A 21,773-nucleotide genomic window follows, 5' to 3' on the forward strand; every position below is an offset into this window, starting at 1 on the left:
GCGTTGGTCATGGTCCTCTCCTTCCCCGCGCGGTGAACCTGAGCCGGAGGCCAGGACGCGCCTGCGCGGCCTTGTCGACATCGGCGGCGACCACCACCGCGATCACCGGGTAGCCGCCGGTCACCGGATGATCGGCGAGGAACAGCGTCGGCCTGCCCCCTGGCGGCACCTGCAACGCCCCGGCCACCATGCCCTCGCTCGGCAGCTCGTCGTCCCTGGCACGGTCCAGCCGGGGCCCGTCGAGCCGGATGCCGACGCGGTCGCAGTCGGCCGTGACCGTGTACGGCGCACCGAACAGTGTGGCGAGTGCCCGCGCGGTGAACCAGTCGTCGCGCGGGCCGGGCACCACCGTGAGCACCAGTTCCTCCGCCGCGGGCGCGGCGACCGGAGCGAACCCGACCGGGGCCCAGTGCGCGGGCGGTGGGCCCGTGGCCAGCACCGTGCCCCGGCGCAACGGTTCCGGGCCGAGCCCGGACAGCACGTCCGTCGCCCGGGAGCCGAGCACGGGCTCCACGTCGAGCCCTCCGCGCACCGCCACGTAGCTGCGCAGTCCCCGCTCGGGTGCGCCGAGCCGCAGCAGCGCGCCCCCGGGCACGCGCAGCACCGTGTCGGTCGCCGCGCCCCGCCCGCCGACGGTCACCGGGCACGGCGCTCCCGTGACCACCACCGTGAGGTCCCGCAGCGCCCGCGCGGCGAACCCACCGAAGGTCACCTCGACCGCCGCGGCACCCTCGTCGTTGCCGGCGAGGCGGTTCGCCAGGCGCAGCGCGGCGCGGTCCGCCGCCCCGGACGTGCCGACCCCGATGCCCGCGTAGCCGGGCCTGCCGAGGTCTTGCACCGTCGACAGTGGACCGGTGTCGAGCACCTCCAGCGCCGCGGTCATCGCTGCTCCTGGAACCGGACCCGCACCCCCGGCCGCAGCAGCGCGGGCGGGTCCCGGTCGGGCCGCCAGATCTCCAGGCCGGTCCGGCCGATCAGCTGCCAGCCGCCCGGCGACGACCTCGGGTAGATGCCGCTGAACGTCCCGGCGAGTCCGACCGCGCCGGCCGGGACCCGGGTGCGGGACTCCGCCCGCCGGGGCACCTCCAGCCGTGGCGAACCACCGACGAGGTAGCCGAAGCCGGGTGCGAACCCTCCGAACGCGACCGTCCACTCCCGCCGGGTGTGCTCGGCGACCACCTCGTGCTCGGTCAGCCCGGTCAGCCGCGCCACCTCGGCGAGGTCGGCGCCGTCGTACACCACCGGCACCCGCACCAGCTCCCCGCTCCCCTCCGTGCCGGGCACCGGCCTGGTCCCCCGCACCACCCGCTCGATCTCCACCGAGTCGGCGACCTCCGGGTCCAGCCGCAGCAGCAGGGTGCGGGCGGCGGGCACCAGGTCGGTGACGCCGGGAGGCGGCGCCGCGCGCAGTGCCGCGTGCAGACCCCGGACCGCGTCCAGGTCGTCGAGCTCCACGAGCAGCCCAGAGTCGGCACACGGCAGGACACGCATCTTCCTAGCTCCACAACTCGACGATGCCGCTCAGCGACTTCCACCCCAGGTACACCGTCAGCAGCCAGGCGGCCGAGCCGACCGCCAGCAGCCACCGCGGGTAACGGTATCCGCCGAGCAGGTCCGCCCGCCGCGCGGCGACCCACAGCAGCACGCCGAAACCGACGGGCAGGATCAGCCCGTTGAGCGCGCCCGCGAGGATCAGCAACGTGGTCGGAGCCTGCTCCAGCAGCAGGAACGCGGTCACCGAGACGGCGATGAACGCGATCACCAGCCAGTTGCGCCGCCGCTGCAGCGCGGGCGAGAACGACACCAGGAACGACACCGACGTGTAGGAGGCGCCGAGCACGGACGTGATGCCCGCGGCCCAGAGGATCATCCCGAACAGCCGCAGCCCCACCTCACCGGCGGCGTGGGCGAACGCGTCGGCCGGCGGGTTGTCGGTGGCCAGCGTGGCGCCACCGGCGACCACGCCGAGGATGGCGAGGAACAGCACGATCCGCATCACGCCGGTGACCAGCAGGGACGTCACCGAGCTGCGGCTGACCTCGGCGACCCGCTCGGGGCCGGTGATACCGGCGTCGACCAGCCGGTGCGCGCCGGCGTAGGTGATGTAGCCGCCGACCGTGCCACCGATCAGCGTGGTGATGGCGAGGAAGTCGACGGTGTCGGGCACGACCGACTGCCGCAGCGCGTCGCCGACCGGCGGGCCGGAGACGATCGCGACGTACGCGGTGAGCCCGATCATCAGCAGCCCGAGCACGACGACCAGCCGGTCCATCGCGATTCCGGCCCGCCTGCTGAGGAAGAGGCCGATCGCGATCACCGCGGAGATCGTGCCGCCGATCTTGACCTCCAGCCCGAGCAGGGCGTCCAGGCCGAGCGAGGTGCCCGCGATGTTGCCGATGTTGAACACGAGCCCGCCGAACACGACGAGCGCGGCCATGAGGTAGCCGACCCCGGGCAGGACCCGGTTGCCCAGCTCCTGCGCGCGCAGGCCGGAGACGCCGATGACGCGCCAGACGTTCAGCTGCACCGCGATGTCGATGACGATCGACACGACGATCGCGAAGGCGAACGCCGCGCCGAGCTGCACCGTGAACTGCGTGGTCTGGGTGATGAAGCCGGGTCCGATGGCGCTGGTCGCCATCAGGAACACCGCGCCGAGCAGAGCACTGCGCTTGACCGCGGCACCCACCGTGCCCGCGTTGCTGGTCTTGTCGGCCATGGGGGACTCCCCTCGTCTCGGGTCCCCGGACCGTACTGAATTGTTGAACAATCCTGCAAGGCTCTTGTCGAACGTCTTTGTTAAACTGAGACGTCACAGAACGGAGGCCGGATGACCACCACGGACCCGTGGGTGGACCTGCTCGCGGGCGAGCGCTCGCTGCTCGACCGCACCAGCACCGCCGAGCGGGTGGCGGACGTGCTCCGCCAGCGGATCATCGAGGGGGCCCTGCCGCCCGGCAGCCGGCTGTCCGAGGAGAGCGCGGGGCGCGCGCTCGCGGTGTCGCGTAACACCCTGCGGGAGGCGTTCCGGCTGCTCGTGCACGAGCGGCTGCTGGTGCACGAGTTCCACCGCGGTGTGTTCGTCCGCAAGCTGACCGCCGACGACGTCGTGGACCTCTACCGGATCCGCCGGATGCTGGAGACGAGCGCCATCCGGAGAGCGGGCGACGCGGACGGCGAGCGGGTGGCCGCGCTGGACGCGGCCGTCCGGGCGGGCGAGACCGCGTCGGCCGAGCATCGCTGGCTCGACGTCGGCACCGCGAACATGCGCTTCCACCAGGCCGTGGCGGGCCTGGCGGGCAGCCCGCGCGTGGACGAGACCATGCGGCAGCTGCTGGCCGAGCTGCGGCTGGCGTTCCACGTCATGTCCCGGCCGCGCGAGTTCCACGAGCCCTACCTCGCGGCCAACCGCGCCATCACCGACCTGGTCACCGCGGGCGAGATCGGCGCGGCCGAACGCAGGCTCGAGGACTACTTCGACGCCGCCGAGGCCCAGCTCGTCGAGGCCTACCGGGAGCTCGCGGGCTGACGGCGTGTCCGCCATCCGCGCTCACGTGTCCGCCATCCGCGCTCACGTGTCCGCCATCCGCGCTCACGTGTCCGCCACCTGCGCTCACGTGTCCGCCATCCGCGCCGCGCGGCCGCGCACGGACGGCGGACACGCCGACACCACGCGCGGACACGCGTGCACAGACCGCGGACACGCGTGCACAGACCGCGGACACGGCGGGGTCAGATGGCGCGGTAGTCCCGGACCGCCGCCCTCGGGCCGAACCGCGGTCGCGAGAACCCCACCGCCTCCAGGTACCGCACGGCGCGGTGCCGCTGCGGTGCGTACGGCGCCAGCTCGGCGTGCAGGCCCGCGTCGTCCAGCTCCCTGCCGACCAGCGCGTGCCCGACGACAGCCGGGATGTGGAAGTCACCGAAGCTGACGGCGTCCGGATCGCCCCACGCCCGCTGCGCGATCTCCGCCGACGTCCACACGCCGATCCCCGGCACCTGCCGCAGGAACTCGCGGCCCGGCACCCCGCGCAGCTCGGCCGCCCGCTCCAGCCGGTGCGCGACCCTGGCCGCCGCGACCAGCGTCGTGCGCCGGGCCAGGTCCACGCCCGCGCGGTGCCAGTCCCAGTCGGTGACGGACCGGATCGCGGCGGGCGTGGGCGGCACCCGCATCCCCGCCGGGGCAGGCCCCGGCGCGGGCTCGCCGAACCGGCGGCACAGCTCGCGCCACGACCGGCGCGCCTCGTAGCCGGTGACCTTCTGCTCCAGCACCGACGGCACCAGCACGTCCCACACGCGGCCGGTCGCGCCCAGCCGCAGCAGCGGGAACCGGCGGCGCGCCCGCGCGACGGCATCGTGATGGGCGGCGAAACCCGAGTCGTCGTCCTCCGCGCCGAGCAACCGGGGAACACCGTCGAGGAGCACCCCGGCTCCCGTGCCCCACGCCTTCGCCTCCACGACCGTGTCCCCGGCCCGCAGCACCAGCGTGCCGGGACCGTCGGCCGTGTTCGCCGTGACCCAGACGTGACCGCCGTCGTCGAACCGCAGGCACGGATCGCCACGGCCGCGGCGCAGCGGCGCCAGCACCCCCGCGAGGTCGACCGGGAACGGCGCGCGCCACCGCCGGTACCGTTCAGGCTGTTCAGGCATCGGAGGAGAACCGGATCCCGCCGTCGGGCAGCGTGACGCCGGGCCACACGCGCGCGCCGTCGAGCAGCTCGCAGCCCGCGCCCACCACGGCGCCGTCCCCCAGCACGACCCCGCGCAGCACCGCGCCCTCGCCCACCCGGGCGCCCGCGCCGAGCACCGACCGCTCCACGACCGCGTCCGGGGCCACCACGGCACCGTCGAACAGCACCGCGCCGTCCACCGTGGCGCCCGCGGCGACCTCGGCGCCGCTGCCGACGGTGGCACCACCGGTCACGGTGGCACCGTCGGCCACCTTCGCCCCGTCGAGGCACAGTGCCTCGCCCACCGGGCCGGGCAGCGCCGACGTGGGAGCGACGCCGCGCACGAGGTCGGCGGAACCCCGCACGAACGCCTCCGGCGTGCCCACGTCGAGCCAGTAGGAGCTGTCGACGAACCCGTGCACGTGGGCGCCGTCACCGAGCAGGCTGGGGAACGTCTCCCGCTCGACCGAGACGGGCCTGCCCGCCGGGATGTCCTCGATCACCTCGCGGCGGAACACGTAGCAGCCCGCGTTGATCTGGTCGGTCGGCGGGTTCGGGGTCTTCTCCAGGAACGCGGTGACCCGCCCCTCGGCGTCGGTGGGCACCGAGCCGAACCGGCTCGGGTCGGGCACGCGCTGCAGGTGCAGGGTGACGTCCGCGCCCGCGCGCCGGTGGGTGCCGACGAGCTCGCCGAGGTCGGCGCCGGACAGGATGTCGCCGTTGAACACCACGGCGTCGTCGGCCCGCAGCCGGTCCGCCACGTTGCGGATCGCGCCGCCGGTGTCGAGCGGCACGTCCTCCACGACGTAGTCGATCTCCAGGCCCAGCGCGGCGCCGTCGCCGAAGAACTCCTCGAACACCTCGGCCCGGTACGAGGTGCCGAGCACGACATGGGTGATCCCCGCAGCGCGGATGCGGGAGAGCAGGTGCGACAGGAACGGCACCCCCGCGGTCGGCAGCATCGGCTTCGGCGCGGACAGGGTCAGCGGACGCAGCCGCGTGCCCTTGCCCCCCACGAGGATCACGGCATCGACGCCGGAAACGGCGGTCATCGCGAGCATTCCTCCCTCACTGGCCCACCGGTGACGACAGACCGTGTGAAACGCTGACGGTCCGAGGCCGGAGGGCCTACCCTAGACCCAGACAGCGGCGGCCCCGTTCGGAGAGGGCCTCGGGTGAGGTACGGGAGGCGAGGGCATGGACCCCCGCGATCGGGCGGACGCCCTGCTCTCGCGCGCACAGGCGCGCGAGGGGGTGGTGACGCCGGACAACATGACGTCCCCCATGGATGCCTCGAACACCCAGCAGATCCCGAGATCCGTCGTCCGGAGCATCGACGAGCAGGATCCGGACAGCACCACCCGGCTACCGCACGCCATGATCGAGGAGTCGATGGCGGACGGGGACGGGCGGCCCAGCCACCTCACCGAGCAGCAACCCACCACGCGCCTCGACGAGCCCGGCGGCGAGGTGGAGGAGACGCGGCTGGACGGGCTGGTGCCCACCACGACCACGCGGCGCGGCCAGTCCGAGCTCTCCCGCCGCCTCGAAGGCCGGTAGGCCAACGGGTCAGGAGCGGCGGGTTTCCAGGCGCAGCCGGATCGCGAGGCCGAGCCGGATCGCCAGCAGCAGCGGGCGCCACGCCGGGCCGCGGTGCCGGTCGGCGAGGTAGCGGTACGCGCTCTCGTGGTGCGCGGCGAGCATCCGGGCCGACGCCCGGGACGTGGCCTGCCCGCCGAGGTGCATGACCGCGGCCGAGGGTGCGTACACGTTGAGCCAGCCCGCCCTGGCGAGCCGGTCGCCCAGATCGACGTCCTCGAAGTACATGAAGTAGCGCGGGTCGAAGCCGCCGACCGAGTCGAACGCCTCCCGCCGCAGCAGCTGGCACGACCCGGACAACCAGCCCGCGGTGCGCTCGACCGGCTCACCGCGTTCCTGCCGGTACGCGCGGGTCCACGGGTTGCCCGGCCACACCTTGCCGAACAGCGCGTGCCCGATGCCGCGGCCGAGCGAGGGCAGCAGCCGTGCCGACGGGTACACGGTGCCGTCGGGTTCGCGGATCAGCGGGCCGAACGCGCCGCCGCGCGGCCAGCGCTCGGCGACCGCGAGCAGCTCGTCCAGTGAACCGGGCTCCCACTCCAGGTCCGGGTTGGCGATGACGACCCAGCCGTAGCTGTCGTCCAGCTCGGCGACCCCCCGGTTCGCCCCCGCCCCGTAGCCGAGGTTCTCCCCGGTGCGCAGCAGGTGCACGTGCTCGCGCTCGGCGGCCTTCTCCGGCGCGCCGTCGGTGGACCCGTTGTCGGCGAGCACCACGTGGACGTCCCGCGTGGTGGCCTTGGTGAGCGTGTCGAGGAAGCGCTCCAGGGTCTCCCCCGGCGAGTAGGTCACGGTCACCACGGCGAGCCGGTCGCCGTAGGTCTTCGGCTCGGTCACGCGGCCATTGTGCACCGGTCACCGAGCGTGGGCGCGACCGAGGGGCGGCGGGCCCGAACGCAGCACTCACCGGTCCGAGCGCAGCACTCGCGGCACTAGCGGCGGGAGCGCCACCGGTGCCAGGCCACGTCGTAGGCCTCGCGGTGCTGGTCGGCGGTGGTCTCCCAGGAGAACTCCTTCGCCCTGCGCTGCGCGGCCTCGGCCAGGGCGGCCCTGCGGGTGGGGTCGTCGAGCAGCTCGCGCAGCGCCACGGCGACGTCGCCCGCGCCGACCCCACAGTAGGCGACGGCGTCGCCGCCCACCTCCGGCAGCGACAGCCGCCGCGTGGTCAGCACGCAGGCCCCGGACGCCATCGCCTCCAGCACCGGCAGCCCGAATCCCTCGCCGAGGCTCGGGTAGGCCACCAGTTCCGCCCCGCCGAGGAATCCCGCCAGCGTGTCGAACGGCAGGTATCCGGCCCGGATGACGCGCAGCCGGTGCGGCACGGCGTCCAGCGCCCGCTCGACCTGGCCGTCCCAGCCCGGCTGCCCGGCCAGCACCAGCGCCGGGGGGTCGGGGCGCCCCGCCACCGCCTCGGCGAAGCCCCGGACGAGCGCGGGCACGTTCTTGCGTGGTTCGAGCGCCCCGAGGAACGCCACGTACGGCGTGTTCCCCAGCCCGACGGCCGTGCGGGCGGCGCGGATCTCCTCCGGTGACGGCGGGTGGAAGCGTTCCAGGTCGACGCCGTGCTGGATGACCCGCAGCCGCGCCGGGCGGGTGCCGGTGGCCCTGGCCAGCTCCCGCGCGGTGGCCTGGCTCGGCACCACGCACAGGTCCGCTCCGCGCAGCGCGGCCACCGTCCAGGCCCGGAAGAACCGCGCCTTGACCGACGAGTGCAGCACGGCGTCGGTGAAGAACGTCGCGTCGTGCAGCGTGACGACAGATGCCGCCCGGCTGGCGAGCGGCATCGTGTAGTGCGGCGAGTGGACGACGTCCACCGCGAGTCTCCGGACGAGGCCGGGCAGCGTGGTCTGCTCCCAGGCGAGCCGGGCGGTGCGGGTGGCGACGGACTGCGGCGTCGGCAGCACCTGCGCGTGCGGGGCGAGCGTGCCGTACAGCTCGGCGTCCCGGGGCTGGCACGCGACGACCACCCGCGCGCCCCCGGCGTCCAGGGCCGCGACGAGCGAGTCGACATAGCGACCGACGCCACCCCGGTCCGCGGGCACGGCCGTGGCGTCGAGCAGCACGCGTGGTTCAGCCACCCGTGCAGACTACGACGCCGGCCACGGCCGGTTGGGTGGAATGCGGTAATTCGTGGTCAGGCCCCCGGCACGTGCAGCCGCCACACGGCCAGCGCCGCCCGCCGCCAGCTGAACGCGGCGGCCCGCTCCCGGCCCGCGGCCGCCAGCCCGGCGGCGAGCGGGCCGGAGGACAGCACCTCGTGCAGCGCGGTGGCGAGTGCCCGCGCGTCGCCGCGCGGCACCATCCGGCCCGCGCCCCCGGCCACCTCGGCGAGCGCGGGCGCGTCCGAGTGCACCACGGGCACCCCGGCGGCCATCGCCTCCAGCACCGGCAGCCCGAAGCCCTCGGCGAGGCTGGGCGCGGCGAGCACGCTCGCCCCGCGCAGCACGGCGGCCAGCTCGGCGTCGGACAGCCTGCCGAGCACCCGCACGCGGTGCTCGCCGAGCCCGTGCTCCCGCGCCAGCGCCAGTGGGTCGAGCCCGCCCCAGCCCGGCTGGCCGGCCAGCAGCAGCGGCACCTCCGGCTCGGCCAGCAGGGCCATGGCCGCGACGAGCACGTCGATGCCCTTGCGCGGCTCCAGGGTGCCGACCGCGAGGACGTAACGCGGCGGCAGCCCGGCGGGCGGCTCCGCGACGGGCAGGGTGGTGACGCCGTGCCCGACCACGTGCACCGGCGCCGGTCCCGCGGCGAACCCGGCCAGCTCGCCGCGCACCGCCTCGGTGGGCACGACCAGCGCGTCCGCCCCCCGCGCGGCGCGGCCGATCATCGCGCGGTGCCAGCGCACGCCCCGCGGGGTCAGCGTCTCCGGATGCGTCCACGGCACCGTGTCGTGCACGGTCACCGACAGGCTGCGGCCCCGGGGCGCCCTCGGCGGGGCCAGCGGCGTCGGGGCGTGCACGGCGGCCCCGCCCGGCCACAGCGGCACCCCGGCCTGCCAGGCCGCCACCAGCGCCTTCGGCGGCAGCGGCAGCCGCCGGGGACCCCGCACCCCCGGCACGCGGGCGGCCGTCACGTCGGCGTGCCGGGCGACGGCGCTGCCCACCGTCCACCCCTCCGGGGCCGTCGCGGCCAGCGCGCGCAGCAGTTCCGCGGTGTAGCGGCCGGTCCCGCCGGGGACCGGGGACAGCAGCTGCTCGGCGAGCACGACGAGTTCGGGCACCCCGCTATTCTGCTCGACGTGCTCACCACGGTCGTCGTCGTCACCTGGCGCGGCGCGGGGCACGTCGCCGAATGCCTCGACGCGCTCGCCGCGCAGGACCGTCCACACCGGACGCTGGTGGTCGACAACGCCTCCACGGACGGCACGGCCGCGCTGCTCGCCGCGCACCCGTCGGCTCCCGAGGTGCTGCGGCTGCCCCGCAACACCGGCTACGCGGGCGGGATCGCCGCCGCGCTGCCCGCCGTGCGCACGCCCTACGTCGCCTGGCTCAACGACGACGCCGCCCCGACGCCGGGCTGGCTCGCCGCGCTGGAGGACGCGATGGCGCCCGGCGTCGCCGCGGTCTCGTCGCGGCTGGAGTACGCCGACGGCACCGCGCAGTCGCTGGGTGTGCGGCTCACCGCCGACGGGCACGGCGCCGACCTGACCGATCTCACCGCGACCGCCGGCGGCGAGCCGTTCGGCTTCTGCGGCGGGGCGGCGCTGCTGCGCACCGACGCGTTGCGCGAGGCGGGCGGGGTGCCCGCCCGCTTCTTCTGCTACTACGAGGACACCGACACCGCGTGGCGGCTGCGGCTGGCCGGGCGGCGCGTGGTCGCCGCGCCGGGGGCCGTGGTGCGGCACCGGCACGGCGCCAGCACGCACCCCGGCTCACCGCGCTTCCACCGCTGGAACGAGCGCAACCGGCTGCTCATGCTGCTGCGCTGTGCCCCGGGCCGCGTCGCGCTGCGCGAGCTCGCCCGGTTCGCCGCCCTGACCGTCGTGCTGCCGCTGCGCCGCGGCCGCCCGCGCGCCGCGAACTTCCGGCCCTGGCTCCGCTGCCGGGTCCTGGCCGAGGTCGCCGCGCTGCTGCCTGCCACACTGCTCGCACGGCGGGCGATCAGCCGTCGCCGCACGGTCGGGCGACACGCGCTCTGGCGCGCGTGGGCCCGCGGCTAATCTTGGGGGCCAGTGGGAAGGAGCGCGGCGTTGGCCAACGGGGCTCAGGGGGAATCCGGACATCCGCTCGTGTCGGTGGTCGTGGTGAACTACCGCGGGGCCGACGACACCATCACGTGCCTGCGGGCGCTGACCGGGCTGCCCTACCCGCGCCTGGAGATCATCTGCGTGGACAACGGCTCGCCCGGCGACGACGTGCCGCGCATCCGCGCCGCCGTGCCCGGCGTGCGGCTGGTCGAGGCCGGGGAGAACCTGGGCTTCGCCGGCGGCTGCAACCTCGGTGCCCGGGAGGCGAACGGCACCGTGCTGGGGTTCCTCAACAACGACGCCCGGCCCGGTGAGAGCTGGGTCGAGGCGGCGGTGGCCGCGCTGCGCGCCGACCCGGCGGTGGCCGCGGTGGCCAGCAAGGTGGTCGACTGGGAGGGCACCGCGGCCGACTTCGTGGACGGCGGCCTCACCTGGTTCGGTATGGGCTACAAGCGGCACGCGGGCACCGCGCTGGCCGAGCTGCCGCCCGGCGAGCACGACGCGCCGAAGGACGTGCTGTTCGGCACCGGCTCGGCGATGTTCGTCCGCGCGTCGGTGTTCGCCGAGCTCGGCGGTTTCGACGAGCGCTTCTTCATGTTCTACGAGGACGTCGACCTCGGCTGGCGGCTCAACCTGCGCGGCTGGCGAGTGCGCTACGTGCCCGGGTCGGTCGCCTACCACCGCCACCACGGCACGATGGCGGCGGTGGACTCGCCGGACACCGGCCGCGAGACGTTCCTGCTGGAGCGCAACGCGCTGGCGGCCCTGTACAAGAACCTCTCCGACGACGCGCTGGCGAGGGCGCTGCCCGCCGCGCTCGCGCTCGCCGTGCGGCGCGCCACCGCGCGCGGTGAGCTGGACCCCGGTCAGCTGGATCTGCGCCGGGGCGGCTCCCCGGACGACACCGATCCCGTACCGCTGCCGCGGACGGCGCTGGCCGGTGTCCTCGCCATCGACCAGTTCGTCGAGCTGCTCCCCTCGCTCGCCGGATCGCGAGCCGAGGAGCAGGCGGCGCGCGTGCGTACCGACGCGGACCTGCTGCCGCTGCTGCGCACGGCGCTCGAGCCCGCGTACCCGCTGCCCCGCTACCTGGCCGCCCACGACATCCTGGTGGAGGCCTTCGGCATCGAGCGGGCGTTCGGCGCCCGGCGCAAGGTGCTGGTGCTCACCGGCGACGCGATCACCGAGCGCATGGCCGGCCCCGCCATCCGGGCGTGGAACATGGCGCAGGTGCTCTCCGCCGAGCACGACGTGCGGCTGGTGACGGTCAACCCGCTCGCCGACCCGCCACCGGCGCCGTTCCCGGTCAGCGCCGCGCGCAGGCGCGACCTGACCGAGCCGGTGGCGTGGGCGGACGTGGTGATCCTGCAGGGCCACGTGCTGGAGATGGCGCCCGCGCTGAAGCGGGAACACGCGCACAAGATCGTGGTGTGCGACCTCTACGACCCGATGCACCTCGAACTGCTCGAACAGGGCAAGGCCGCGCCCGACGACCGGCGCGCCGCCGACCTCGCCGGGGTCACGCGGGTGCTCGACGCCCAGCTGGAACGCGGTGACTTCTTCCTGTGCGCCTCGCAGCGGCAGCGGCACTTCTGGCTCGGCCACCTCGCCGCGCTCGGGCGGCTGTCGCCCCGGCTGTACGACGCCGACCCGACCACCCGCTCGCTGCTGGCCGTCGTGCCGTTCGGGCTGCCCGCCGAGCCACCCCGGCGCACCGGGCCCGGCCTGCGCGCGGCGTTCGACGAGATCGCCGACACCGACCGCGTGATCCTGTGGGCGGGCGGGGTCTACAGCTGGTTCGACCCACTCACCCTCGTCCGCGCCGTGGAGCTGCTGCGGGAGCGGCGGCCGGACGTGCGGCTGGTGTTCCTCGGCATGCGGCATCCGAACCCCGAGGTCGCCGAGATGGACATCGGCACCCGCACCGTCCGGCTCTCGGATTCGCTCGGCCTCACCGGCAAGCACGTGTTCTTCAACGAGCAGTGGGTGCCGTACGGCCAGCGGCAGAACTGGCTGCTCGACGCCGACTGCGGTGTGACGACGCACTTCGAGCACGTGGAGACGACGTTCGCGTTCCGCACCCGCGTGCTGGACTACCTGTGGGCCGGGCTGCCGATCGTCACCACCGACGGTGACGCGTTCGCCGACCTGGTCCGCGCCGAACGGCTGGGCGCCGTGGTGCCGGCCGAGGACGCGGAGGCGCTGGCCGGCGCGCTCGAACAGTGCCTGTACGACCCCGGGTTCGCCGCGGGCTGCCGGGAGCGGATCGCCGACGTCGCCCGGCGGTACACGTGGCCGGAGGTGCTGGCGCCGCTCACCGAGTTCTGCCGGAACCCGCGTCCCGCCGCCGACCGGCTGCCCGGTGCGGCGGACCTGGTGCCCTCGGCGCCGGTGCGCGGCCGGGAGCTGGTGCGCCGGGACCTGGCGCTGGTGCGGGAGTACCTCGCCGACGGGGGACCCGCGGAGCTGGCCCGCCGCGCGGGCGGGCGGGTGCGCAAGCTGGTACGCCGTGGGCGCGGTGGACACCGCCGTGGCTGAGCCCTCCGCGAAACCGCTGCGCGTCCTGCTGGACGGCACGCCCCTGCTCGGCGAACGTACCGGCATCGGCCGGTACACGGCGTCGCTGTCCGAGGAGCTCGCCTCGCTGTCTACTGTGGACACGCGCGCGGTGGCGTTCACGTTGCGCGGCTGGCGCAGGTTGCGCACGGTGCTGCCGCACGGTGTGCGGGCCCGCGGCATGCCGGTGGCGGCGCGGGTGCTGCGGTCGATGTGGCTGCGCTCGACGTTTCCCCCGGTGGAGCTGTTCGCCGGGCCGACCGATGTCGTGCACGGCACCAACTTCGTCCTGCCCGGAACCGCCCGGGCCGCGGGCGTGCTCACCATCCACGACCTGGCGTTCCTCGACGCCCCGCAGGACCTGCCGCCGAGCGACGCCGAACTGCCCGAGCTGGTGCGCAAGGGTGCCGCGCGGGCCGACGTGATCTGCACGCCGACCGCGGCGGTCGCGGACGTCGTCGCCGAGCGACTGGACGTCGACCGCGGCAAGATCGAGGTGACACCGCTCGGCATCGACGCGGGCTGGTTCACCGGCAGGCCGCCGAGCCAGGAACTGCGGGACCGGCTCGGGCTTCCGTCGCGGTACCTGCTGTTCACCGGCGCGGCGGGGCCACGCAAGGGGCTCGACTGGCTGGCGAAGGCGCACGCCACCGACCCCGGGCTGCCGCCCATGGTGTTCGCCGGGCCGGGGCCGTTTCCCCCCGGCGCCCGCGCGCACCACCTCGGCTACCTGACCGACCTGGAGCTGCAGCGGGTGGTGGCCGGAGCGTCGGCGCTGGTCCTGCCGTCGCGAGACGAGGGATTCGGATTGCCGGTGCTGGAGGCGATGGCGTGTGACGTGCCGGTGGTGTGCACGGACATCCCGGCACTGCGCGAGGTCTCCGGCGGGCTGGCCGCTCTCGTGCCCTACGGCGATGTCGACGGCCTCGTGGAGGCCCTGCGCGCCGCCGTGGACGACCCGCACGCGGCGTCCACGTCGGCGACCCGCCGCGCGCACACGGCGAGCTTCACGTGGCGCCGCTGTGCCGAGGCGACCGTCACCGCCTACCGCCGCGCCGCCCGTCGTGAGTGAGAAACGTGGTAAGAACGACGTTTCTCACTCACGAGTCCTGGAAGAACGCGTGCAGGGCCTCCGGCCACGGGCGCAGCGGGGTGAGCCCGGCCTCCCGCCACGACGCGTCCGACAGCACCGAGTAGGCCGGACGTGGCGCGGGCCGGGGGTACTCGTCCGTGCCGCACGGCCGGACACGCTCCGGGTCGGCGCCGAGCTCGGCGAACACCGCACGGGCGAGACCGCACCACGTGGTGTCCCCACCACCTGAGCAGTGCAGGATCCGCCGCCGGGGCCCCTCGCCCGCCGCCACCAGACCGGCCAGCTCGAGCAGGCCGCCCGCGAGGTCGGCCGTCCACGTCGGACTACCCCGCTGGTCGTCCACAACGGACACGGTGTCGCGCTCGCGTTCCAGGCGCACCATCGTCCGCACGAAGTTCTCACCCGCCGCGCCGTAGAGCCAGGAGGTGCGGACGATCCACGCCTGCGCGCCGGAGCCGAGCACGGCGTCCTCACCGGCCGCTTTGGTGCGCCCGTAGGCGGTACGCGGGCCGAGCGCGTCGTCCGGCTCGTACGGCCGGTCGCCGTCGCCGGAGAACACGTAGTCGGTGGACACGTGCACCAGTGGCACCCGGCGGGAGGTGCACGCGGCGGCGAGCACCCTGGGGCCGTCGGCGTTCACGGCGAAGGCGCGTTCCTCGTCGTCCTCGGCGGCGTCCACGGCCGTGTAGGCGGCCGCGTTGATCACGACGGGCACCCGGCCGCTCTCGCGGGCGGACGTGGCCAGCGTCGCGACGGCCTCCACCACCGCGCCCGCCTCGGTCACGTCCAGCTCGGCCGAGCCGGGTGCGCGGACCTCGATATCGGAACCGTCGGCGCCACCGAGGGCGGCGAGGTCCCGGCCGAGCTGGCCGGAGCCGCCGGGGACGAGAACTGCGAGTCGGGACAAGGACGATCACCTTCCAGCAAGCGCGGAACGGTTCTTCAGCGGTTCCCACCAGTCGCGGTTGTCCGCGTACCAGCGCACGGTGTCGGCGAGGCCGGTCTCGAAGTCGACCCGCGGCCGGTAGCCCAGCTCGGTGGTGATCTTCGTGATGTCCACCGAGTACCTCCGGTCGTGACCTTTGCGGTCCTCAACCGGCCGCACCATCTCCCAGTCCGCGCCCACCGCGGCGAGCAGCCGCCCGGTGAGCTCCCGGTTGGTCAGCTCGGTGCCCCCGCCGATGTTGTAGATCTCCCCCGGCCTGCCGCGGTCGGCCACGAGCTGGACGCCCCGACAGTGGTCGTCCACGTGCAACCAGTCCCGGACGTTCAGGCCGTCACCGTAGAGCGGCACCGGCTCCCCGTCGAGCAGGTTCGTCACGAACAGGGGGATGACCTTCTCGGGAAACTGATACGGACCGTAGTTGTTCGAGCACCGCGTGACGCACACCGGCAGCCCGTACGTGCGGTGGAACGCGCGGGCGACGAGATCGGACGAGGCCTTGGAGGCCGAGTACGGCGAGTTCGGCTCCAGCGCGTGGTCCTCGGTCCAGGATCCCGACTCGATCGAGCCGTACACCTCGTCGGTGGAGACGTGCACGAACTTGCCCACCCCCGCGTCGACGGCGGCCTGCAACAGGGTCTGCGTGCCGAGCACGTTGGTGAGCACGAAGTCCGCCGCGCCGGCAATGGAGCGGTCCACATGCGACTCCGCGGCGAAGTGCACCACGAGATCGACCCCGGCCATCACCTGGGTCACAGTGGTCACATCGCAGATGTCGCCGCGCACGAACCGCAGGCGCGGATTGTCCGCCACCGGCGCCAGGTTCTCCTCGCAGCCGGCGTAGGTGAGCTTGTCCAGCACCACGATCTCGGCATCGCGCACCGCCTCGTACTCGCCGGTAAGCGCCTGCCGCACGTAGTGCGACCCGATGAACCCGGCACCCCCGGTGACCAGCACCCGCATCTGCTTCCCTTCCGCCACGGTCCGCGCAGTCTGCCACGCCCCCACCGGATCGAGAACGCAACATCCAGACAACGTTTTCCGATCCTACGGACGTGCAACTAACACATCAGTAATGTGGACCTCGCAAGCCGCTGACTGGGAGGAGCGAGCGTGACCGACTGGCCGTGGGAACCGGTCCAGGCACCGGTCCGCCGCCGGCGGCGGATCCGGAGGGTCGCGCTCCACACCGGCAGGGTGATCGTCGCGCTGGTCTCGGTCACGGTGCTCGCGCTCACCTGGTACGGGTGGCAGTTCGTCGGCGACGTCAACGAAGGTGTCGCCACCACGGACGTGTTCGACTCGGAGCCCCAGGCGGAACCGCTCGACGGCGCCGTCGACATCCTGCTGGTCGGCCAGGACAGCCGCACGGACGCGCAGGGTAACCCCCTGCCACGCGAGGTGCTCGACAAGCTGCACGCGGGCGAGGCGGACGGCGAGCGGCACACCGACACGATGATCCTGGTGCACATCCCCCAGGACGGCACGCGGGCGGTCGCCCTCTCGTTCCCCCGCGACTCCTGGGTCGAGCTCGCGGGCGGCTACGGCACCCACCGGCTCAACAGCGCGTTCGTCTACGCGTTCAACGACACGTTCCAGACCCTGCGCCAGCGGGACGGCCTGAGCCTGGACGAGGCCGAGGAGAAGGCCGCGGAGGCGGGGCGGCGCAACCTCATCGCCACCATCGAGCGGTTCATCGGCAGGCAGGGCATGATCGACCGGTACGCCGAGGTGAACCTGGCGAGCTTCTACGAGATCACCAAGGCGATCGGCGGCATCGAGGTGTGCCTGAAGAACCCGGTGAACGAACCCATGTCCGGCGTGCACCTGCCCGCGGGCAGGCAGGAGATCTCGGGGGTCCAGGCGCTGGCCTTCGTGCGGCAGCGGTACGGCCTGGACGGCGGCGACCTCGGCCGCATCCAGCGCCAGCAGGCGTTCCTCTCCGGGGTCATCCACAAGGTGCTGTCCACGGAGGTGCTGACCAGCCCGTCGAAGCTCTCCGACGTCGTGGCGGCGGTCAAGAGGTCCGTCGTGCTGTCGGAAGACTGGGACCTGCTGCAGTTCGCCTCGCAGATGCGCAATCTCTCCGGCGGCAAGGTGGAGTTCCACACCATCCCGGTGGTGGGCAACACCACGATCGGTGGCGCCGACGTGCTGGAGGTGGACCGGCAGGAGGTCCGCGGCTTCGTGGACGAGCTCATCCCCGAGAGCGAGCCGGGCAACGGGCCCGCCAGCACCGACCTCGCGGACGCCGCGGAGTTCACCGTCGAGCTGTTCGACGGGTCCGGGATCGCGCGGTTCGGCGCCGAGGTCCGCGAGCTGCTGCAGGGCAAGGGCTTCCAGGGCGAGGGATACGCCATTGTGGACTCCCGGAGCACGACGGTGGTCCGCCACGCCCCGGGCGACGAGGCGGGGGCCGAGGCCCTCCGCCAGGCGCTCGGGGAGGAGGTCGAGCTGGCGGAGGACAGCCAGGTGGACAGCGGCTCCCTGATCGTGCTCCTCGGTTCCGACCTCGACCTGGAGCCCGTCTCGGCCATGCGGTCCGACGTCGCGCGCCCGGCTCCCGCTCGCCGGACGTCCGAGCCGAGCACCCCGGCGACGGCCACCGACACCGCCGAATCCCCGGCGACCACGGAGGACCGGACCACCGGTGATCCCATCACCGCGGGCGAGGTGCCCTGCGTCAACTAGAGTTGGGGGACGCGGAGCACGCGCGGGGCGGGGAGGTAACCAGCGTGGCCGAGGGCGACGGCGAAAAGCCGGACGAACAGTCTGATACCGGACAAGCGGCGGAGACGGGGGCGGCCGAGACACCGGAGGCCCCGGGAGGTACGGGGGACGCCGGCACCACCGGAAACACCGAGTACACCGGGAACACGGGCAACACCGACGACGCCGAGCCCACGGCGACCGCCGGGACTCCAGCGCCCAGGCCGACGCCGTACCCGCGCCAGGAGAGCCCACCGCCCGGGCGGCCCCGGCGGCTGGGGCGGGCGCTGCGCGGCGCGGTCAGGACCGTCGTGGCGCTGGTGTCCGCGGCGGCGCTGCTCGCCACCGGCTACGCCTACTCGACCCTCGACGAGGCACAGGACAACGTCCACACCACCGACGCACTGCGGCAGAACGAGGAGGTGGAGGCGACGGCCCCGGCCGAGGACGACCTCGCCACCGACATCCTGCTGGTCGGCGCCGACGCCCGCACCGACATGCAGGGCAACCCGCTGCCCCCCGAGGTGCTGCGGACGCTGCGTACCGAGAGCAAGCAGGGCGTGAACACCGACACCCTCATCATCCTCCGCATCCCGCGGGACGGCACCAAGCCGACGGCGGTCTCGATCCCGAGGGACACGTGGGTGGACGTCCCCCACGGGGGCAAGGCCAAGATCAACTCGGCGTACGGCGCGGCGAAGCTGACCACCGCCCGGCGGCTGCGCGCGGAGGGCATGACCGACCAGGCGGAGATCGAGCGGGAATCCGACCAGGCGGGCAGGCGCGCGCTGGTCAAGACGGTCCAGGACTTCACGGGCGTGCGCATCGACCACTACGCCGAGGTGAACCTCTTCGGCTTCTACCTGCTCACCGAGGCGCTCGGCGGGGTCAAGGTCTGCCTGAACCACGCCACCTCGGACAAGGACTCGGGCGCGAGTTTCGCGGCGGGCCCGCAGGTGGTTTCCGGCGGCGAGGCGCTGTCGTTCGTGCGGCAGCGCAAGAACCTGCCGAGGGGCGACCTCGACCGCATCGTGCGCCAGCAGGCGTTCCTCGCGTCGGCGCTGCACCAGGTGCTCTCCGCGGGCACGCTGACCAGCCCGGCCAAGCTGGACAAGCTCACCGAGGCGCTGCGCCGCTCGCTGGTTCTCGACCCCGACCTGGACCTGCTGAAGTTCGCCGAGCAGGCGAAGGGCATCGCGTCCGGGGACATCGAGTTCGTCACGATCCCGGTGCGGGCGGTCGGCACCTACAGCGCCGACGGCCAGAGCATCGTGGAGGTCGACGTCGCCGAGGTCCGCGGGTTCGTCCAGAGCGTCGCGCGGGGCGCGCCCGCGCCGTCGGGCGGCGGGGCCGCCCCGGGCGCGGCGCCGCGCCAGATCACCGCCGACGGCGTGGCCTGCGTGAACTGACCCGCGAGTCCCCCGCCCGCGCGGGCACTAGGGTTGAAGACCGTGAGCCTCACCGAGCAGATCCTCCACCCGCTGCTGGCATCGGCGGCCGCCCGCCCCGCGGTCACGCACTACGACGACGCCGCGGGCAGCCGCATCGAGCTGTCCGTGGCCACGCTGGCGAACTGGGCGGCCAAGACCGCGAACTGGCTGGTCGAGGAGTTCGATGTCGAGGCGGGCGACGAGGTGACCGTCGCACTGCCCGCGCACTGGCAGACGGCGGGTGTGCTGCTGGGGGCGTGGTGGTGCGGGGCGCACGTGGTCGGCCCGGACACCAGCGCACGGGTGGCGTTCGTGGGACCGGATGCGGACCGGGGCGAGGCCGAAGCGGTCGCGGTGGTCGCGCTCGATCCGCTGGGCCGGGGACTCGGCGGCGCCGTGCCCGACGGGGCGCTGGACTACCTGTCCGAGGCGCGCGTCGCGGGCGACGAGTTCTCGCCGCTGGTGCCGGTCCCCGGCGACACGCCCGCGCTGCTCGGCGCCACGGTGGACGAGGTGCTGCGGCGGGCGCGGGAGAGCGCCACGGCCTCGGGCATCGGGCAGGGCGACCGGGTGCTGTCGACCCGGGAGTGGACGCTGCCCGGCGGCGTGATCGACGCGCTCCTCGCGCCGCTGACCGCCGGGGCCCACGTGGTCCAGGTGACCAGCGCGGACCCCGGCAGGCTGGCCGCGCACCGCGACGCGGAGCGGACCACGGTCGACCTCAGCTGACCGGCGTGTCCGCCGTCTGTGCACGCGTGTCCGCGCCGCGCGACGCGGACACACCACCTCGCCTGCGGCCGACGAGCAGGTGGTCCAGGGAGAGCCTGCCGCCGTTGAAGCCGAGCGCGAGCCCGGCGAGCGCGAGCACGAGGACCAGCTCGTAGCCGCCCTGCCCGGTGAGGCCCGCGTCGAGGTGGACGAGGAACAGCGCGCCGAGTCCGTCGATCGCGTAGAGGATGCCGACCAGCGGCAGCGCCAGCCCGGCCGCGAAGGCGATCGAACCGATCACCTCGACGCCGATCAGGAACAGCGCGGTCACCGTCGGCAGCGGGATCCCCATGCCGCCGACCATGTCCGCCGTGCCGCCGATGCCCAGCTGCCACTTGTCGAGGCCGTGCGCGAAGAACACCACCGCCACCGCGAGCCGGCCCGCCAGTGCCGTGACGTCCCGGAGCCAGTCGGACACACCTTCACCTCCAGATAGATGAAATTTCAACTACGTGCCGACTGTAGCAGCAGGACGCGCTCCCCTCGCGTGCGCGAGGACGGACCTTCGGCCGCGCTGGGAGGCCCTTCGGCCCTGCTCGGAGCGGCTACGCCCGGCTTACGGTCGCTCCGGAGCCCCCGAGGAGGCACGATGCCGACAGACACGCGACCGGACGGCCGCGCCGTATCGGCCCGGCGGAGCGGCTACCTCGTCGCCGCGCTCCTCTCCGGAGCCCTGCTCTACGCGGCGCACGCGTGGCCGGGCTGGGCCGCGGTTCCGTTCCTCACCGAGCGCACGGACGAGGTGCTCGGGCTGGTGACCGCCACCCTGGTCGCCGGGATCGCCGCCAACGTGGCCTACCTCGTCCGCGATCCGCGCTGGCTGCGGTCCCTCGGCGACATCGTGACCACGAGCATCGGCCTCGCGGCGCTCGTACGGATCTGGGCGGTGTTCCCGTTCGACTTCGGCGACCCCGATGTCGGCTGGGCGCTGGTCGCGCGGGTGGTGCTGGGCTTCGCCGTCGTGGGATCGGCGATCGGCATCGCGGTGTCCCTGGTGTGCCTCGTGCGGGCCGCCGGGCATCGCGAGTGAACTCCGGAGAACCACCGTCCCATCGGTTACGGGCCGGGTCACGACGGCCGCGCCGGGGACCCGGCGACGACGAGGGCCCGCACCGCGATCTCGTCAACGAGCCGGGTTCGGAATCCCGGCCTGCAACAGGCGGGGCGAGGCGGTGAACCCGGAGCGCTCGTACACCGGAACCGCCCGCTCGCTGGAGTGCACGGTGACCCGCTCCAGACCGAGGTCCTCGGCCAGCCGCAGGAGGGCCGCGATCAGCCGGCCGCCATGGCCCCGGCCCCGCTCGTGCGCCACGACGTACACACCCTGCACGTCACCGGAGGAACGTTCGACGGCAAGCGGTGTCGGCACCCGCGGCACGAGCGCCAGCCACGCCATGCCGAGGATCTCCCGGCCCCGGAGCAGGATCACGGGCCGGTGCGAGGACCGGTTCTCGCGCGCCCACCGCGCGAAGGCCGAGACGAACTCGTCGCGGCCAGTCGAGGGGGATGCGCCCTTCTCCAGGATCCACTGCCAGCGAAGCTCGGCGAGGGCAGGGATCTCCTCCTCCTCGGGAGGGCGAACGGTGAGAGACTCCATGCGCCGATTGTCGCGGCCCGTGCAGCCGGGATCCGAGCAGACCGCGGACCGGCCGATGAGCCACGCGCGGTCCCGGCGCCCGCGCGGTGTCTCGGCGCTGAACGTTGCTCTATTCGTGTGATGATTGATCAGAAAACCGCAGGTCACGCACAACGATACAGTGACGAACCTCACGGGTTGGCGTCTCCTGTCGATAAAACTGTCGGTAGGTGGATACACAATCAGGTG

21 protein-coding genes are annotated in these 21,773 nt (G+C 74.0%); 9 read left to right on the top strand and 12 right to left on the bottom strand.

Annotated elements, in window-relative coordinates; genetic code table 11:
* Positions 1-7: 7 nt before the first annotated feature.
* Genes B0I33_RS26395 through B0I33_RS26405 form a run of 3 tightly spaced genes read right to left on the bottom strand, consistent with a single transcriptional unit; the run spans position 8 to position 2,719 of the window.
* The gene (locus tag B0I33_RS26395; protein WP_106181590.1) at positions 8-883 is read right to left on the bottom strand and encodes a 5-oxoprolinase subunit C family protein; all 876 of its coding nucleotides are present in this window, start codon (positions 881-883) and stop codon (positions 8-10) included.
* The gene (gene pxpB, locus B0I33_RS26400) at positions 880-1,491 is read right to left on the bottom strand and encodes a 5-oxoprolinase subunit PxpB (RefSeq protein WP_106181591.1); all 612 of its coding nucleotides are present in this window, start codon (positions 1,489-1,491) and stop codon (positions 880-882) included. The genes B0I33_RS26395 and pxpB overlap by 4 nt, the downstream gene beginning before the upstream one ends.
* A gap of 4 nt (positions 1,492-1,495) precedes the next feature.
* Entirely contained in the window at positions 1,496-2,719 is a 1,224-nt protein-coding gene (locus B0I33_RS26405; protein ID WP_106181592.1) for an NRAMP family divalent metal transporter, read from the bottom strand.
* Positions 2,720-2,830: 111 nt separating this feature from the next.
* On the opposite strand from B0I33_RS26405, the gene B0I33_RS26410 reads away from it, so the two are divergent.
* Positions 2,831-3,529 (top strand): GntR family transcriptional regulator, encoded by a 699-nt coding sequence (locus tag B0I33_RS26410; protein WP_106181593.1) that lies wholly within the window; start codon positions 2,831-2,833, stop codon positions 3,527-3,529.
* 203 nt (positions 3,530-3,732) lie between these two features.
* On the opposite strand, the gene B0I33_RS26415 is transcribed toward B0I33_RS26410, so the two are convergent.
* Both B0I33_RS26415 and manB read right to left on the bottom strand, forming a co-directional pair.
* Positions 3,733-4,650 (bottom strand): DNA-3-methyladenine glycosylase family protein, encoded by a 918-nt coding sequence (locus B0I33_RS26415; RefSeq protein ID WP_106181594.1) that lies wholly within the window; start codon positions 4,648-4,650, stop codon positions 3,733-3,735.
* On the bottom strand, positions 4,643-5,722 hold the full coding sequence (gene manB, locus B0I33_RS26420; protein WP_106181732.1) for a mannose-1-phosphate guanylyltransferase: 1,080 nt from the start codon (positions 5,720-5,722) through the stop codon (positions 4,643-4,645). Before manB ends, B0I33_RS26415 begins: the two co-directional genes overlap by 8 nt.
* A gap of 145 nt (positions 5,723-5,867) precedes the next feature.
* On the opposite strand from manB, the gene B0I33_RS26425 reads away from it, so the two are divergent.
* Complete coding sequence (locus B0I33_RS26425; protein ID WP_106181595.1) at positions 5,868-6,230, top strand: hypothetical protein; 363 nt, start codon at positions 5,868-5,870, stop codon at positions 6,228-6,230.
* 9 nt (positions 6,231-6,239) lie between these two features.
* On the opposite strand, the gene B0I33_RS26430 is transcribed toward B0I33_RS26425, so the two are convergent.
* The 3 genes from B0I33_RS26430 to B0I33_RS26440 all read right to left on the bottom strand — a co-directional run bounded on the left by B0I33_RS26430 (position 6,240) and on the right by B0I33_RS26440 (position 9,483).
* Complete coding sequence (locus B0I33_RS26430; protein ID WP_106181596.1) at positions 6,240-7,103, bottom strand: glycosyltransferase family 2 protein; 864 nt, start codon at positions 7,101-7,103, stop codon at positions 6,240-6,242.
* A 95-nt stretch (positions 7,104-7,198) separates the two neighbouring features.
* Positions 7,199-8,344 carry a glycosyltransferase family 4 protein gene (locus tag B0I33_RS26435; protein WP_106181597.1) on the bottom strand — a complete coding sequence of 382 codons (1,146 nt, stop codon included), beginning with the start codon at positions 8,342-8,344 and terminating at the stop codon, positions 7,199-7,201.
* Positions 8,345-8,400: 56 nt separating this feature from the next.
* Positions 8,401-9,483 (bottom strand): glycosyltransferase family 4 protein, encoded by a 1,083-nt coding sequence (locus tag B0I33_RS26440; protein WP_245901091.1) that lies wholly within the window; start codon positions 9,481-9,483, stop codon positions 8,401-8,403.
* A gap of 18 nt (positions 9,484-9,501) precedes the next feature.
* Here B0I33_RS26440 and B0I33_RS26445 point away from each other — a divergent pair, with 18 nt between their 5' ends.
* The 3 genes from B0I33_RS26445 to B0I33_RS26455 are packed head-to-tail and all read left to right on the top strand — an operon-like array spanning position 9,502 to position 14,077.
* Complete coding sequence (locus tag B0I33_RS26445) at positions 9,502-10,422, top strand: glycosyltransferase family 2 protein (protein ID WP_245901092.1); 921 nt, start codon at positions 9,502-9,504, stop codon at positions 10,420-10,422.
* Between the two features lie 30 nt (positions 10,423-10,452).
* On the top strand, positions 10,453-12,987 hold the full coding sequence (locus B0I33_RS26450; RefSeq protein ID WP_106181599.1) for a glycosyltransferase: 2,535 nt from the start codon (positions 10,453-10,455) through the stop codon (positions 12,985-12,987).
* The gene (locus B0I33_RS26455; protein ID WP_106181736.1) at positions 12,980-14,077 is read left to right on the top strand and encodes a glycosyltransferase family 4 protein; all 1,098 of its coding nucleotides are present in this window, start codon (positions 12,980-12,982) and stop codon (positions 14,075-14,077) included. The genes B0I33_RS26450 and B0I33_RS26455 overlap by 8 nt, the downstream gene beginning before the upstream one ends.
* Positions 14,078-14,105: 28 nt before the next feature.
* Here the strand turns inward: B0I33_RS26455 and rfbD are convergent, their stop codons facing one another.
* Positions 14,106-15,005 carry a dTDP-4-dehydrorhamnose reductase gene (rfbD, locus tag B0I33_RS26460; protein WP_106181600.1) on the bottom strand — a complete coding sequence of 300 codons (900 nt, stop codon included), beginning with the start codon at positions 15,003-15,005 and terminating at the stop codon, positions 14,106-14,108.
* Positions 15,006-15,011: 6 nt separating this feature from the next.
* A complete protein-coding gene (rfbB, locus tag B0I33_RS26465) occupies positions 15,012-16,004 on the bottom strand; it encodes a dTDP-glucose 4,6-dehydratase (RefSeq protein ID WP_106181601.1) in 993 nt (330 codons plus the stop codon).
* 150 nt (positions 16,005-16,154) lie between these two features.
* On the opposite strand from rfbB, the gene B0I33_RS26470 reads away from it, so the two are divergent.
* Genes B0I33_RS26470 through B0I33_RS26480 form a run of 3 tightly spaced genes read left to right on the top strand, consistent with a single transcriptional unit; the run spans position 16,155 to position 19,909 of the window.
* The gene (locus tag B0I33_RS26470) at positions 16,155-17,732 is read left to right on the top strand and encodes an LCP family protein (RefSeq protein WP_106181602.1); all 1,578 of its coding nucleotides are present in this window, start codon (positions 16,155-16,157) and stop codon (positions 17,730-17,732) included.
* Between the two features lie 44 nt (positions 17,733-17,776).
* The gene (locus B0I33_RS26475; RefSeq protein ID WP_106181603.1) at positions 17,777-19,159 is read left to right on the top strand and encodes an LCP family protein; all 1,383 of its coding nucleotides are present in this window, start codon (positions 17,777-17,779) and stop codon (positions 19,157-19,159) included.
* Positions 19,160-19,201: 42 nt separating this feature from the next.
* On the top strand, positions 19,202-19,909 hold the full coding sequence (locus tag B0I33_RS26480) for a TIGR03089 family protein (RefSeq protein ID WP_106181604.1): 708 nt from the start codon (positions 19,202-19,204) through the stop codon (positions 19,907-19,909).
* Here B0I33_RS26480 and B0I33_RS26485 read toward each other — a convergent pair.
* Positions 19,902-20,366, bottom strand: coding sequence for a DoxX family protein (locus tag B0I33_RS26485; protein WP_106181605.1), 465 nt, complete (start codon positions 20,364-20,366; stop codon positions 19,902-19,904). The genes B0I33_RS26480 and B0I33_RS26485 overlap by 8 nt on opposite strands.
* Before the next feature lie 171 nt (positions 20,367-20,537).
* Here B0I33_RS26485 and B0I33_RS26490 point away from each other — a divergent pair, with 171 nt between their 5' ends.
* Positions 20,538-20,978 (top strand): hypothetical protein, encoded by a 441-nt coding sequence (locus B0I33_RS26490; protein WP_106181606.1) that lies wholly within the window; start codon positions 20,538-20,540, stop codon positions 20,976-20,978.
* Positions 20,979-21,071: 93 nt separating this feature from the next.
* Here B0I33_RS26490 and B0I33_RS26495 read toward each other — a convergent pair whose 3' ends face one another.
* Positions 21,072-21,545, bottom strand: a complete 474-nt coding sequence (locus B0I33_RS26495; RefSeq protein ID WP_106181607.1) for a GNAT family N-acetyltransferase — start codon at positions 21,543-21,545, stop codon at positions 21,072-21,074.
* Positions 21,546-21,773: the final 228 nt, after the last annotated feature.

The sequence above is a fragment of the Prauserella shujinwangii genome (genome assembly GCF_003001955.1).
Lineage (GTDB): Bacteria > Actinomycetota > Actinomycetes > Mycobacteriales > Pseudonocardiaceae > Qaidamihabitans > Qaidamihabitans shujinwangii.

Coding starts and splice junctions, on each gene's coding strand:
- B0I33_RS26395 (WP_106181590.1), bottom strand. CDS start 883: ATGACCGCGGCGCTGGAGGTGCTCGACACCGGTCCACTGTCGACGGTG.
- pxpB (WP_106181591.1), bottom strand. CDS start 1,491: ATGCGTGTCCTGCCGTGTGCCGACTCTGGGCTGCTCGTGGAGCTCGAC.
- B0I33_RS26405 (WP_106181592.1), bottom strand. CDS start 2,719: ATGGCCGACAAGACCAGCAACGCGGGCACGGTGGGTGCCGCGGTCAAG.
- B0I33_RS26410 (WP_106181593.1), top strand. CDS start 2,831: ATGACCACCACGGACCCGTGGGTGGACCTGCTCGCGGGCGAGCGCTCG.
- B0I33_RS26415 (WP_106181594.1), bottom strand. CDS start 4,650: ATGCCTGAACAGCCTGAACGGTACCGGCGGTGGCGCGCGCCGTTCCCG.
- manB (WP_106181732.1), bottom strand. CDS start 5,722: ATGACCGCCGTTTCCGGCGTCGATGCCGTGATCCTCGTGGGGGGCAAG.
- B0I33_RS26425 (WP_106181595.1), top strand. CDS start 5,868: ATGGACCCCCGCGATCGGGCGGACGCCCTGCTCTCGCGCGCACAGGCG.
- rfbB (WP_106181601.1), bottom strand. CDS start 16,004: ATGCGGGTGCTGGTCACCGGGGGTGCCGGGTTCATCGGGTCGCACTAC.
- B0I33_RS26490 (WP_106181606.1), top strand. CDS start 20,538: ATGCCGACAGACACGCGACCGGACGGCCGCGCCGTATCGGCCCGGCGG.
- B0I33_RS26495 (WP_106181607.1), bottom strand. CDS start 21,545: ATGGAGTCTCTCACCGTTCGCCCTCCCGAGGAGGAGGAGATCCCTGCC.